Source organism: Streptomyces adustus (genome assembly GCF_009377175.1).
Lineage (GTDB): Bacteria > Actinomycetota > Actinomycetes > Streptomycetales > Streptomycetaceae > Streptomyces > Streptomyces adustus.
This window is the reverse complement of the sequence record NZ_VJZD01000054.1, coordinates 1-13,457: the sequence shown is the minus strand read 5'-3', so window position 1 is coordinate 13,457 and position 13,457 is coordinate 1. Positions and strand designations below refer to the sequence as shown.

Annotated in this window: 14 protein-coding genes; 10 read left to right on the top strand and 4 right to left on the bottom strand. The window is 69.4% G+C overall.

The features are described from left to right. The first annotated feature begins 6 nt into the window (after positions 1 to 6). The 7 genes from FNH09_RS16075 (at position 7) to FNH09_RS16045 (ending at position 6,778) form a co-directional block, all read left to right on the top strand. Positions 7 to 420 carry a roadblock/LC7 domain-containing protein gene (locus FNH09_RS16075; protein ID WP_003993189.1) on the top strand — a complete coding sequence of 138 codons (414 nt, stop codon included), beginning with the start codon at positions 7 to 9 and terminating at the stop codon, positions 418 to 420. Positions 421 to 531: 111 nt separating this feature from the next. Beyond that, positions 532 to 927 (top strand): DUF742 domain-containing protein, encoded by a 396-nt coding sequence (locus tag FNH09_RS16070; RefSeq protein ID WP_152888400.1) that lies wholly within the window; start codon positions 532 to 534, stop codon positions 925 to 927. Next, positions 908 to 1,483 (top strand): ATP/GTP-binding protein, encoded by a 576-nt coding sequence (locus FNH09_RS16065; RefSeq protein WP_162468659.1) that lies wholly within the window; start codon positions 908 to 910, stop codon positions 1,481 to 1,483. The genes FNH09_RS16070 and FNH09_RS16065 overlap by 20 nt, the downstream gene beginning before the upstream one ends. Before the next feature lie 378 nt (positions 1,484 to 1,861). After that, entirely contained in the window at positions 1,862 to 5,107 is a 3,246-nt protein-coding gene (locus tag FNH09_RS16060) for a nitrate- and nitrite sensing domain-containing protein (RefSeq protein WP_162468658.1), read from the top strand. Positions 5,108 to 5,117: 10 nt separating this feature from the next. After that, positions 5,118 to 5,531, top strand: a complete 414-nt coding sequence (locus tag FNH09_RS16055; RefSeq protein ID WP_152888434.1) for a roadblock/LC7 domain-containing protein — start codon at positions 5,118 to 5,120, stop codon at positions 5,529 to 5,531. Between the two features lie 97 nt (positions 5,532 to 5,628). After that, positions 5,629 to 6,216, top strand: coding sequence for a DUF742 domain-containing protein (locus FNH09_RS16050; protein ID WP_162468657.1), 588 nt, complete (start codon positions 5,629 to 5,631; stop codon positions 6,214 to 6,216). After that, the gene (locus FNH09_RS16045) at positions 6,197 to 6,778 is read left to right on the top strand and encodes an ATP/GTP-binding protein (protein WP_162468656.1); all 582 of its coding nucleotides are present in this window, start codon (positions 6,197 to 6,199) and stop codon (positions 6,776 to 6,778) included. The genes FNH09_RS16050 and FNH09_RS16045 overlap by 20 nt, the downstream gene beginning before the upstream one ends. Before the next feature lie 244 nt (positions 6,779 to 7,022). On the opposite strand, the gene FNH09_RS16040 is transcribed toward FNH09_RS16045, so the two are convergent. From FNH09_RS16040 to FNH09_RS16030, 3 genes are all read right to left on the bottom strand, one after another. Beyond that, on the bottom strand, positions 7,023 to 7,217 hold the full coding sequence (locus FNH09_RS16040; RefSeq protein ID WP_152888397.1) for an acyl-CoA carboxylase subunit epsilon: 195 nt from the start codon (positions 7,215 to 7,217) through the stop codon (positions 7,023 to 7,025). Between the two features lie 95 nt (positions 7,218 to 7,312). Then, entirely contained in the window at positions 7,313 to 8,845 is a 1,533-nt protein-coding gene (locus tag FNH09_RS16035) for an acyl-CoA carboxylase subunit beta (protein ID WP_392623611.1), read from the bottom strand. A gap of 368 nt (positions 8,846 to 9,213) precedes the next feature. Beyond that, on the bottom strand, positions 9,214 to 9,744 hold the full coding sequence (locus FNH09_RS16030; protein ID WP_152888393.1) for a hypothetical protein: 531 nt from the start codon (positions 9,742 to 9,744) through the stop codon (positions 9,214 to 9,216). A 271-nt stretch (positions 9,745 to 10,015) separates the two neighbouring features. Between FNH09_RS16030 and FNH09_RS16025 the strand changes: the two genes are divergently transcribed. Then, complete coding sequence (locus tag FNH09_RS16025; protein ID WP_152888391.1) at positions 10,016 to 10,630, top strand: YceI family protein; 615 nt, start codon at positions 10,016 to 10,018, stop codon at positions 10,628 to 10,630. An 81-nt stretch (positions 10,631 to 10,711) separates the two neighbouring features. Here the strand turns inward: FNH09_RS16025 and FNH09_RS49805 are convergent, their stop codons facing one another. Next, positions 10,712 to 11,848 carry an FUSC family protein gene (locus tag FNH09_RS49805; protein ID WP_162468655.1) on the bottom strand — a complete coding sequence of 379 codons (1,137 nt, stop codon included), beginning with the start codon at positions 11,846 to 11,848 and terminating at the stop codon, positions 10,712 to 10,714. An 82-nt stretch (positions 11,849 to 11,930) separates the two neighbouring features. On the opposite strand from FNH09_RS49805, the gene FNH09_RS16015 reads away from it, so the two are divergent. After that, complete coding sequence (locus FNH09_RS16015; protein ID WP_152888387.1) at positions 11,931 to 12,368, top strand: MarR family winged helix-turn-helix transcriptional regulator; 438 nt, start codon at positions 11,931 to 11,933, stop codon at positions 12,366 to 12,368. Between the two features lie 244 nt (positions 12,369 to 12,612). Then, complete coding sequence (locus FNH09_RS16010) at positions 12,613 to 13,395, top strand: trypsin-like serine protease (protein WP_162468654.1); 783 nt, start codon at positions 12,613 to 12,615, stop codon at positions 13,393 to 13,395. Positions 13,396 to 13,457: the final 62 nt, after the last annotated feature.

The window sequence follows — 13,457 nt, the reverse complement described above, 5'->3', positions numbered from 1 at the left end:
AGTCCGATGAGCCAGGCGGCACAGAACCTGAACTGGTTGATCACCAACTTCGTGGACAACACCCCCGGGGTGTCCCACACAGTGGTGGTCTCCGCCGACGGCCTTCTGCTGGCGATGTCCGAAGGCTTCCCGCGTGACCGCGCCGACCAGCTCGCCGCCGTCGCGTCGGGTCTGACCTCCTTGACGGCCGGGGCCTCCCGGATCTTCGAGGGCGGCAGTGTCGCGCAGACCGTCGTGGAGATGGAGCGCGGCTTCCTCTTCCTCATGTCCGTGTCCGACGGATCGTCCCTGGCCGTTCTCGCGCACCCCGAGTGCGACATCGGCCTCGTCGGCTACGAGATGGCGCTGCTGGTCGACCGCGCGGGTGCGGTGCTCACGCCTGACCTGCGCGCCGAACTCCAGGGAAGTCTGCTCCACTGACCGCCCCGGATCTACCCGTCTCACCAAATCACCGTCCGGCCGCCACAATCCCCCCACCGGCCCCCGTCAGACGGCAAGACTGACCGATCTGCTGTCCCGTCCGGAGGATTCATGACCCCGCCCAACGCCTCTCATGATCCGTACGCGGAGTCGTACGGGGACGAAGGCGACCAGCCGCTGGTCCGTCCTTATGCGATGACCGGCGGCCGGACCCGGCCGCGTTACCAGCTCGCTATCGAAGCGCTGATCAGCACGACGGCCGACCCGGCAGCGCTCATGGGGCTCCTCCCGGAGCACCAGCGCATCTGCCATCTGTGCCGTGAGGTGAAGTCGGTCGCCGAGGTCTCGGCGCTCCTCGCCATGCCCCTGGGCGTGGCACGGATCCTCGTCGCGGACCTCGCGGAGGCCGGACTGGTCGCCATTCACCAGCCGGGCGGCGACGAGACCACCGGCGCACCGGACGTGACACTGCTCGAAAGGGTGCTCAGTGGACTTCGCAAGCTCTGACGGAGGTCGGGCGACCACCTCCGCAAAGATCGTGGTGGCCGGCGGCTTCGGTGTCGGAAAGACCACGTTCGTGGGCGCCGTCTCCGAGATCAACCCCCTGCGTACCGAGGCCGTCATGACGTCCGCTTCCGCGGGCATCGACGACCTCACCCACACCGGGGGCAAGACCACCACCACCGTGGCCATGGACTTCGGCCGCATCACGCTCGACCAGGACCTGATCCTGTACCTCTTCGGTACGCCGGGCCAGGACCGCTTCTGGTTCATGTGGGACGACCTGGTGCGCGGTGCGATCGGCGCCGTGGTCCTGGTCGACACGCGGCGGCTCGCCGACTGCTTCCCGGCCGTGGACTACTTCGAGAACAGCGGTCTGCCGTTCGTCGTGGCCCTCAACGGCTTCGACGGCCAGCAGCCGTACCAGCCGGAGGAGGTCCGCGAGGCTCTCCAGATCGGTCCGGACACCCCGATCATCACGACGGACGCCCGCCACCGCGCGGACGCCAAGTCGGCGCTGATCACGCTGGTCGAGCACGCGCTGATGGCTCGCCTGAGGTAACTCACCGGTCGAAAGCGGCGTACGAAGGTTGCCGTAGACGTTGCCGGAGCCGACTGTGGTCTTTGACACGGTCGGCTTCGGCGTTCATAACGTTTCGGCAGAGGAATCCGGTGGTATGACAACGCGTCGCGGTCGACCGGTCTCGCTGTGCGCACAAACGCCCCGTCTTTTGGCGGGGCTCGCTCTTTATGACCGTTTTATCTGGGGCTTACATCACACGTAACCGGCTCTTCCGACTGTTTGGAAGAGCACTGGTCCCCATGCTGGAATGCCTGAACTGCCCAATAGTCAAAGACGTACTCACTAGTCGAGAACGTACTGGGCTCTGAGACACTGCGGCACGACGAAGGTGCCGACCGCCGAGAGGTTGTTGGTCGAGTGAGGCGAAGCAAGAACAGTCCCGAGCCGGCGGCGCGGGGCAACTTCACCCCGCCGTCGCGCGGAGTGACGCCCGCCCCTGTGCAAGGGCCCGAGCCGACGGCGACGCCCCCTGCGAGTGGCGGCCGTCTCTCCCCCCGCAACTGGCGGGTGCCCACCAGGCTGAACGCGATTCTGCTCATCCCCGTGATGGTCGGCCTCGTCATGGGCGGCTTCCAGGTGAAGAGTTCGATCAACACCTGGCAGGAGGCCGAGGACGCGCAGAACACCGCGCGTCTGGTGCGAGCGTCCCTGGCCTACGCGGACGCGCTCTACAACGAGCGTGACGTCACGGCCGAGCCCCTGTTGGAGAACAAGGGCCAGGACGACAAGGTCGTCACGTCGGCCCGCAAGTCGACGGACACCGCCGCCGACGTCTTCGACCAGGCCGCGCAGAACATGCCGCAGACGGCCGGTCTCCAGCGTCGTCTGAAGCTGTTCCGCGCGGAGGAGCCCAAGCTCCAGGCGATCCGCTCGGCCGCGTACACCTCGCGTCTGCCCGCCGTGCAGACGGAAGAGGGCTACACGCAGGTCGCCCACCCGCTGATGGAGTTCGCCAACGAACTCGGCCTGGGCACCGGAAACATCACGAGCTACGGCCGTACCGTCTACGCGATCTCGCTGACCAAGGCCGCTCTGTCCCTGGAGCGCTCGATCGGCATGCACCTGCTGATCAAGCCCGGCCCCAAGGACGTGAACTTCGCCAAGCAGCGCGTCGCCCTCTCCTCGTACGCCTACCTCGAGGGCATCGCCGTCGAGGAGTACCTCGGTGGTGGTACCGAGGAGGACGCCGCCAAGCTCGACGCGGCGAAGAAGAAGATCAAGACGCAGGGTACGGCAATGGCCGAGCAGGCCAAGGGCGCGAACCCGGACTACGTGCCGCCGCCGTCCGACCCGACCGACATGGTCGCGGCCCTGTCGACGATGCAGAGCACGGACCCCGCCGTGCGCGCCGGGCTCGCCCAGGCCGGCATCACCACGCAGAACTGGTGGGCGGTCAACACGCTCAAGTACCAGGCGTACAACCAGATCGAGACGGACATGGCCGACAAGGCCGTGACCGAGGCGTCCAGCATCGCCGACGACGCCAAGACGTCCGCCTTCATCACCGGTGCCGCCGTCGTGGTCGCCCTGCTCGCCGCGTTCATCCTGGCCGGCATGGTGGCCCGCCAGATGAGCCGCTCGATGCGCCAGCTGCGCAACGCCGCCTTCGGCATCGCCGAGCAGCGTCTGCCGATGCTGGTCGACCAGCTCTCGCGCACCGACCCGGGCCGGGTCGACACCCGCGTCCAGCCCATCCCGATCACCACCACGGACGAGATCGGCGAGGTCGCCCGCGCCTTCGACCAGGTCCACCGCGAGGCGGTCCGACTGGCCGCCGAGCAGGCCCTGCTGCGGGGCAACATCAACGCGATCTTCACCAACCTCTCGCGCCGCAACCAGTCGCTGATCGAGGGCCAGCTGACCCTGATCACCGACCTGGAGAACAACGAGGCCGACCCGGACCAGCTGGAGAGCCTCTTCCGTCTGGACCACCTCGCGACCCGTATGCGCCGCAACGGCGAGAACCTCCTGGTCCTCGCCGGCGAGGAGCCGGGCCGTCGCTGGGACCAGCCGGTCCCGCTGGTCGACGTGCTGCGCGCCGCCTCCTCCGAGGTGGAGCAGTACGAGCGCATCGAGCTGTCGGGTGTCCCGGAGGCCGAGATCCACGGCCGTGCCGTGACCGACCTCGTGCACCTGCTCGCCGAGCTGCTGGAGAACGCCACCACGTTCTCCTCCCCGCAGACCAAGGTCCGCGTCACCGCGACCCGTCTCCCCGACGGCCGCGTCATGATCGAGATCCACGACAAGGGCATCGGCCTGACCGCCGAGGACTTCGCGGACATCAACCACAAGCTGGCCAACCCGCCGACCGTGGACGCCGCGATCTCCCAGCGCATGGGTCTGTTCGTGGTCGGCCGGCTGTCCGACCGGCACGGCATCCGCGTCCAGCTGCGTCCCTCGGGCGAGCAGGCCGGTACCACCTCGCTGGTCATGCTGCCCGACGCGATCACCCACGGTGGTGGTGGCGAACATCAGCTGCAGGGCGACGATTTCACCGTCTCGCAGATCATTCCCGAGCAGCAGCAGCTCCAGCAGCAGTACCAGGGCGAGGAGTTCAGCCCGCAGCAGCCGATGCGCACCGCGGCCGAGCTCGGCTTCGACGACAGCCGCTACGAGGTGCCGGACGACATCCGGGACCTGGACCCCGTCGGCCGCTCGCTGATGCGCGAGGGGCGCCGGGCGGCCCTGGAGACCCAGGCGCAGCCCGAGGAGGCCGCCGCGCAGAACTCCGAGACCTCCTCCTACGGTGAGGAGTTCGACGCCCGGCACGCCGCCTACGAGAGCGGTCAGGGGGCTTCCTACGCCGCCGAGGCGACCGCGTACCCGGAGCAGACCGCCGGTTACGACGAGCAGGCCGCGTACGAGGGTCAGCAGCAGCAGTCGTACGACGAGCAGTACTTCGCGCCGAACGGCGGCCAGCCGCAGAACGACGGCTTCACGCCGAACGGTGGCTACCCCGATCCCGCTTACGCGGAGCAGGCGCAGAACGAGTCGGAGCCGGCGCGCGGCGCCGCCCCGGAGACCTTCTCCGGCTTCGAGGAGCAGTCCTACCAGGACGACTGGTCGCAGCAGACCGGTTTCCAGAACGGCTACCCGGACCAGTACGCTCCGGGGGCGGAGTCTCCGCAGGCCGCTGACGCGAGTCAGCCGGACCGCGTAGGCTTCAACCGTCCGGGACCGGCCTCCTCCGTCGGGAACTCGCTGACCGACGCCGGGTTGCCTCGCCGTGGTGCGGGCCCGAGCGGTGCGAACGGCGCGGGACGCGCACAGCAGCAGCCGCCGCAGGCTTCCGCTCCGGACAACGGCGGCGACGACTGGCGGTCCGCGAACGACGACCGGTGGACGCAGGCCGCGGCGCTGCGGAAGCCCAAGGCGGGCGGGGTCACCTCCTCCGGCCTGCCGCGGCGGGTACCCAAGGCCAACCTGGTCGAGGGAGCCGCCGAGACCACCCCCCAGGGAGGCCCACAGGTCTCCCGCGCCCCGGAGGACGTCCGGGGCAGGCTGAGCAACCTGCGTCGAGGCGTCGAACGTGGACGCAACGCAGGCAGTGAAACGAACGGCCAGGGCTTCGGTCCTGACAGCACCTACAACCAGGAGCGTTAGTGTGAGCCCGATGAGCCAGGCGGCGCAGAACCTGAACTGGTTGATCACCAACTTCGTGGACAACACCCCGGGGGTGTCCCACACGGTGGTGGTCTCCGCCGACGGACTCCTTCTGGCGATGTCCGAAGGGTTCCCCCGTGACCGTGCCGATCAGCTTGCGGCTGTCGCGTCGGGTCTGACCTCGCTGACCGCGGGTGCCTCGCGCATCTTCGAGGGCGGCCACGTGAACCAGACGGTTGTGGAGATGGAGCGAGGGTTCCTCTTCATCATGTCCGTCTCCGACGGTTCCTCGCTCGCTGTCCTTGCACACCCCGATGCGGACATCGGTCTCATTGGGTACGAGATGGCCCTTCTGGTGGACCGTGCAGGTACGGTTCTGACACCGGATCTTCGTGCGGAGCTCCAAGGGAGCCTTCTCAACTAGCAGACGAACCGTGCGTATTGGCGTCCCGGGGCCGTAAGGTTTCGGGACGCGGCTCCACAGTGATGGATGCCAGTGCACAGTCGGAGGAGGAGAGAAAGTGGCAACACCCCCAGGCGGCTCATCGGGCAACTGGTCGTACGGACCCGGCCAGGGCCAGGGCGACGGTTCGCAGAACCCGTACAACTTCCCCTCCGCTCCAAGCCAGCGGCGCCACCAGCAGCCGTACGCGCCCCAGGGCCCACAGGGTCCCGGTCCGTCGCCGTACGACCAGCCGAACGCGCCCCGCATCCAGCCGGTGCAGCCGCAGCGCCGCGGTCCCGAGCCTGCGCCCGCCGGGTCTTCGAACAACCCCCTGGTGCGCCCGTACGCCATGACGGGCGGCCGCACCAGGCCCCGGTACCAGCTCGCCATCGAGGCGCTGGTACACACCACCGCATCTCCGCACCAGATGCAGGGCCAGCTGCCCGAGCATCAGCGGATCTGCAACCTGTGCCGAGAGATCAAGTCGGTGGCCGAGGTCTCGGCCCTGCTGTCGATCCCTCTCGGTGTGGCCAGGATCCTCGTCGCCGACTTGGCGGAGGCGGGACTGGTCGCCATTCACCAGCCGGGCGGCGACGAAAGCGCCGGCGGCCAGCCAGCCGTGACATTGCTCGAAAGGGTGCTCAGTGGACTTCGCAAGCTCTAGCGGAGGGCCTTCCCGCTCCACCACGTCCGCGAAGATCGTGGTGGCGGGCGGCTTCGGCGTGGGTAAAACCACGTTCGTCGGCGCCGTCTCGGAGATCAACCCGCTGCGCACGGAGGCCGTCATGACGTCTGCTTCGGCAGGCATCGACGACCTCACCCACACCGGGGACAAGACGACCACCACGGTCGCCATGGACTTCGGTCGTATCACCCTGGACCAGGACCTGATCCTGTACCTGTTCGGCACGCCCGGCCAGGACCGCTTCTGGTTCATGTGGGACGACCTCGTGCGCGGTGCGATCGGCGCGATCGTGCTGGTGGACACCCGGCGTCTCGCCGACTGCTTCCCCGCGGTCGACTACTTCGAGAACAGCGGTCTGCCCTTCGTCATCGGCCTCAACGGCTTCGACGGCAACCAGCCGTACCAGCCGGACGAGGTGCGCGAGGCGCTCCAGATCGGCCCGGACACCCCGATCATCACGACCGACGCCCGCCACCGCGCGGACGCCAAGTCGGCGCTGATCACGCTGGTCGAGCACGCGCTGATGGCACGCCTGCGCTGATCCGGCGCGCATACCGACAGATGGGCGGTCCTTCCCGAACCGGGGAAGGACCGCCCATCTGCTTTTCCACCCGCCTGCTTTTCCACCCGCCCGGCTTCCGGCCGCGCGCCCCCGGTCCGCCAGGCTGCCCGCCTGCCGACCGCTCGTGGGCCTGCGACCCGGCGGCCCCGGGTGCCGCCCGTACGACGCGAAAGGGCCCCTCTCCCGAAGAGAGGGGCCCTTTCGCGCTGTGTGGGGGTGCTGCCTAGCCGTGCCAGCTGTGCGGGGCGCGGAAGCCGGGCTCGCGCTCCAGACGGCGCCAGCCGGCCTTGTGACGGCCGCCGTGCGCCGGGGTCTCCGTGGACGTACGGGCCGCGGCGCGAGCGAGCAGGATCGCCGTGATGGCGGCGACCTCCTCGGGCTCCGCATGGCCCTTCTCGACGCGAATGTCAGAGTTCATGGATGTCAGTCTCCGTGAGAGAGGTTTCCGCGGGGGTACCGCGGAGGATCCGCCGGGTTACTGCGGGGGTTACCGCGGGGACGGTGCCGCGAGGGCTACTGCGGCGGGTTGCCGTGCTTGCGCGAGGGCAGGTCCGCGTGCTTGCTGTGCAGCATGGCCAGGGACCTGATGAGGACCTCGCGGGTCTCGGCCGGATCGATGACGTCGTCCACCAGGCCGCGCTCTGCGGCGTAGTACGGGTGCATGAGCTCGGACTTGTACTCCTTGACCATGCGGGCCCGCATGGCCTCGGGGTCCTCGGCCTCGGCGATCTGCCGCCGGAAGATGACGTTGGCGGCGCCCTCGGCACCCATCACGGCGATCTCGTTGGTGGGCCACGCATAGGTGAGGTCGGCACCGATGGACTGGCTGTCCATGACGATGTACGCACCTCCGTACGCCTTGCGCAGGATCAGCGAGATCCTCGGCACGGTCGCGTTGCAGTACGCGTACAGCAGCTTGGCTCCATGACGGATGATCCCTCCGTGCTCCTGGTCGACACCGGGAAGGAATCCCGGCACGTCCAGGAAGGTGACGATCGGGATATTGAAAGCGTCACACATCTGGACGAAGCGCGCAGCTTTTTCACTCGCCTCGATGTCCAGTACGCCCGCGAGGGTCTGCGGCTGGTTGGCGACGATGCCGACGACCTGGCCGTCGAGCCGGGCCAGCGCGCAGATGATGTTCCGCGCCCAGCGCTCGTGGACCTCCAGGTAGTCGCCGTCGTCGACGATCTCCTCGATGACCTTGGCCATGTCGTACGGACGGTTGCCGTCCGCGGGGACCAGGTCCAGCAGGACGTCGCCGCGCCGGTCGGCCGCGTCCGTCGACTCGACGCGCGGCGGGTTCTCGCGGTTGTTCTGCGGGAGCATCGACAGGAGGTAGCGCACCTCCGCGATGCAGGTCTCCTCGTCGTCGTAGGCGAAGTGGCAGACACCGCTGGTCTCGGCGTGCACGTCCGCGCCGCCGAGCCCGTTCTGGGTGATCTCCTCGCCGGTGACCGCCTTGACGACGTCCGGGCCCGTGATGAACATCTGCGAGGTCTCGCGGACCATGAAGACGAAGTCGGTGAGGGCGGGGCTGTAGGCCGCGCCGCCCGCGCACGGGCCGAGCATCACGCTGATCTGCGGGATGACCCCGGAGGCCTTGGTGTTGCGCTGGAAGATGCCGCCGTAGCCGGCGAGGGCGCTGACGCCCTCCTGGATACGGGCGCCGGCGCCGTCGTTCAGCGACACCAGCGGCGCTCCCGCCGCGATGGCCATGTCCATGATCTTGTGGATCTTGGTGGCGTGGGCCTCGCCCAGCGCGCCGCCAAAGATCCGGAAGTCGTGCGCGTAGACGAAGACCGTACGGCCCTCGACCGTGCCCCAGCCGGTGATCACACCGTCCGTGTACGGCTTCTTGGCCTCCAGCCCGAACCCGGTGGCCCGGTGCCGGCGCAGCTGCTCGACCTCCCGGAAGGACCCCGGGTCCAGGAGCAGCTCGATCCGCTCCCGGGCCGTCAGCTTGCCCTTGGCATGCTGCGCCTCGGTAGCCCTCTCGCTGGGACCTGCCAGCGCCTGCGCACGGATCTCGTGCAGCTCGGCCACACGCCCCCGCGCGTCCGTCGGCTCACCCGTCGTCTCTTCCAAAACGGTCATGTAGCGACCATACGAAGCCCGCCAAGGAAAGCGAGCCGTCGACTCCGTACAGTCTCCGGACCGTTTTCCTGGTGCCACTGAACAGAACGGCAGCCCCATGCAAGCCTTCCGACTGCTCAGGGGGCTTCCCTCTTGTCGGGGTCTGACAAACGACCGGGCCGCGGCCGGTTCATATTCATGAGTCGCACATGCCATCCCCGGAGTGACACCGAGACCCGGACGGCGGTACGCCGGGTGCGGGGTCGCCGCCGGCGCGAAACCGTGAACGGTCCTCGCGGCCGACGCCGCGAGGACCGTTCACGAGGACGCGGGGCCGGTCAGCAGCCACCGCAGTTGTAGTACAGGACGTCCCAGTGGTTGCCCTCGTCGGCGTAGATGTTGCCGGCGCCGGACTGGTACTGGGGGGCGCCGTCGCCGCGCAGCCCGATGTAACTGAAGGTGTTCTTGATGTAGTTCGTCACGCAGGTGTTCTTGCCGTAGTCGAGCTTGTAGCCGTTCCAGTGGGAGTACGTGCCGGAGGCGTGGCCGGTCTCGGTGCCGCCCGTGATGTTCAGGGCGCAGCCGCTGGCGCTCTTGAGGGTCTGGGCGCCCTGGGCGGTGGCGAGGTTGAGCTGCTCGAAGGACGTACAGGTGGAGTTGTTGCGGTCCGAGCAGTTGCCCGAGGACGACCAGGTGATGCCGGACGAGCGGAACATCGAGGTCGCGGTGGCGTGACTGATCTTGGTGACGGCGAAGGCGTCGGTGGCGGTGCCGAGGACGGCCACGCCGGGGGCGACGAGAAGGGCCAGGACGGTGAGGACGGAGCGGAGCCGGAGGTGGAGCGGTCGCGCGGTCTTCGCGGGGACCATGAGAAACCCTTTCCTGCTGTGGGCCGTGCATCCTGTGGGGCGGCTGTGCAGGTGGCGCAGAGAGATGGTGCCCGAGGTCTACGCGCGTCCGCCAGAGGGCGGCAAATGATTACCCGCCGTAGCCTGAGAGACACGTAGCGGATGATGTTGAAACCCGTACGGAATAGGTCTACTGTCGATCCCGCTAGCTCGTTGAACATTCAACAGAACTTTCCCCGTCCGGTTCCCGGCTCGTGCGAAGCCTCGAACCCCACCCCCCAAGGAGCACGCCATGGGCATCTTCGGCCGCAAGGACAGCGACGACACGACCTCCGAGACCTCCGCCCCCGGCGCGGTCTCCCCCGACCTCGCCGCGGTGACCGGCGACTACACGATCGACCCGGCCCATTCCTCGTTCGGCTTCGTGGCGCGCCACGCGATGGTCACGAACGTCAAGGGCAAGTTCAACGAGTTCTCCGGGTCCCTGCACCTGGACGGCAGCGACCCGGCCAAGTCCACGGCGACCATCGACATCGTCATGGCCAGCGTCGACACCGGTTCCACCGACCGCGACGGCCACCTCAAGAGCGCGGACTTCTTCAAGGCCGACGAGTTCCCGACGATGACCTTCCGCTCCACCGAGGCGCAGGCTCTCGGCGGCGACGACTACCGCATCACCGGCGACCTGACCATCCTCGGCGTCACCAAGCCGCTCACCATCGACCTGGAGTTCAACGGCTCCGCCAAGGACCCCTTCGGCAACGAGCGCGTGGGCTTCGAGGGCAAGGCGGAGATCCTGCGCTCCGCGTGGGGCCTGACGTGGAACGCGGCGCTGGAGACGGGCGGCGTGCTGGTCTCCGACAAGATCAAGCTGAACTTCGACATCTCGGCGATCAGGAACGCGTGAGGCGCACCGGACAACGGTCTCCGAACGCAGCGCGCCCGTCCTTCTCCCGCCCCCGGCGGGGAGGGCGGGCGCGCCGCGTGTTCAGCGAGGGTTCCGCTCGCCCTCGGGTGGCGCCCGGTGCGCGGTCGGGCGTCGCGTGCGTGGCACGGCGGGCCGTCCGGGCACCGGCCGCCGGGGTACCGGGAGCAGCCACCAGGCCGCCGCCACCGCCAGGGCGGCCCCCACCGCGATCCCTTCCAGGCGGGTCGGCAGCAACTCCCGGGCGTCCTGGCCGAAGTAGCCGAGGAGAAGGGACAGGGCGGTGGTCAGGCCGGCCGCCCAGTAGGCGTAGTTGAACGGCCGCAGCCACAGGGCGACGGCGAGGGCGACGAAGACGAGGACCACCGCGAGCCGGCCGGACGCTCCGGCCGCCGCCGCGCCCGTGGCCAGCAGGGTGCCCCCGCAGGCCCCGACGAAGCGCTCGATCCCCTTGCGCAGCACGTCGGTCCGGCCCCGGTTGCCGGCCGCGGTGACGTACGCGGTCAGCACCGGCCAGGGCCAGTGGTGGTCGAGGAGCAGCCGCCCGAGGGCGAAGGCCGCGCCCACACCGGCCGCCATCTGGAGGGCCATCCGGGTACTGGGCCGCGGCCGCAGCCGGGAGGCGCGACGAGCCGGCGCCGGTGCGGGACCGGCGGGCCGGGGGCCATCGGGGTGCCTGCGGGCCCGCAGGACGCCGGGCAGGTCGGCGAGCCCCTGCACCAGCCAGACCGATCCGCAGGCCAGCGCTCCGATCAGCGCCGACCAGCCCCAGTTCACCAGCCCGGACCGGGCCGCGGGCGGCAGGGCGGGACCGGGGACGACCAGGAGCGCGACGAGCGGGAGGGTGACCAGGGTGCCCGCCTTCGTGGCGGCGGGGCCGTAACGGCGGATCCAGATCGCGAGGGCCGTCCCGGCGGTGAACACGGCGGCGCCGAGCGCGTAGTGCGCCGAGAGCAGCCGGGCGAGGAGGGCGCAGAGACCGGCCGCCACGGGGAGCAGGACGAGGGCGGTGAGCCGCTGCCGCGGGTCCGCCGAGCGCTGGGGACCGGCGAGGGTGACGGTGAGGGCGACCGCGAGCACCAGGACGTCGGTGTGCAGTCCGACGGCGCCCTTCAGCCACAGGGCGAGGGCGTAGCAGAGCAGCACGGCGGTCATGGTCAACGCCGCTTCGTACGCATGACGTATCAATTTGGCGGTCACTCGACGGATATTACGAGCTCCATAGGCGAATGACGAGACCTCGAAGGGTCCACTTGATAAGCAGTCGCGTACGATCTGGGTCATGGACTTCCTCCCCCAGGCCAGTCAGATCCGGCGCGGCACCGTCCGACTGAACCGGAGGCTGCGGCAGGAGCGCGGCGACAGCGGGCTCAGCGCGAACCAGCTGGGGGTGCTGGGGCATCTGCACCGGCACGGGGACGCCACGCCCGGCGAGGTCGCGGCGGGCGAGCGGCAGCGGCCCCAGTCGCTGACCCGGGTCTTCGCCGAGCTGGAGGCGGACGGGCTGATCGCCCGGCGCCCCGACACCGGCGACCGCCGCCAGTCCGTGCTCACGCTCACCCCGTCCGGCCGCGAGGCGCTGGAGCGGGACATGGCCGAACGGGACGCCTGGCTGGCCGGCGCGCTCGGCACGCTCGGCGAGACGGAACGCGAGGTGCTGCGCCTCGCGGCGGTGCTGATGGAACGGCTGGCGGAGGCGGAGACCGCGAACGGCGGGTGACGGGCGCACCGGACGGCCGGTGACACACTGCCGAGCCGCCGGGTACGGATGGCCGGATTCACCCCCTTGTGCGACCGCTCACAGCGTTCCCATAATCCAGCAACAGATTTTGACCAGCTCATGCCAGCACATGGGCATTCCTTTACGGCTCCCCCTTGCCTTGTGATTGGCATGCGCATGTCATCTCGCACGTCATTCATGGCGTGCCGTTCATGTCAGCCAACCCCCCACGGAAGGCATCACGGTGAAGAAGCTCCTCACGGCGCTCCGCAGATGGGCGGTCGCCGGCGCGGCCGCCCTCGCGGTCGTCAGCCTTCAGCCCGTCTCCGCCGCACAGGCCGCCCCGGCGCCCGTCGTCGGCGGGACCCGGGCCGCGCAGGGCGAATTCCCTTTCATGGTCCGGCTCTCCATGGGCTGCGGCGGCGCGCTCTACACCCCGCAGATCGTGCTCACCGCCGCGCACTGCGTGAGCCGCACCGGAGCCAACACCGGCATCACCGCCACCGCCGGTGTCGTGGACCTCCAGTCGACCACCGGCCGGGTCCAGGTCAAGTCCACCTACGTCTACCGGGCTCCCGGCTACAACGGCAACGGCAAGGACTGGGCGCTCATCAAGCTCGCCTCGCCCGTCAGCCTGCCCACGCTGCCCATCGCCACCACCACTGCCTACAACACCGGCACCTTCACCATCGCGGGCTGGGGCTCGGCCAGCGAGGGCGGCGCCCAGCAGCGTTATCTGCTGAAGGCGACCGTGCCGTTCGTCAGCGACGCCACCTGCCGCTCCTACAGCGGCTACAGCGGTCTGGTCGCGAGCGACGAGATCTGCGCCGGCTACGCGGCGGGCGGCGTCGACACCTGCCAGGGCGACTCCGGCGGACCCATGTTCCGCAAGGACAACGCCGGCGCGTGGATCCAGGTCGGCATCGTCAGCTGGGGCATCGGCTGCGCCCGCGCCAACGCCCCCGGCGTCTACTCCGAGGTCTCCACCTTCGCCTCGGCCATCGCCGCGGCCGCCGCCACGCTCTGACCGACGCGCCGCGTCCCCTCGGAACCACGACGGGGCACGGGCCCACCGCGCGGCGGTGGGCC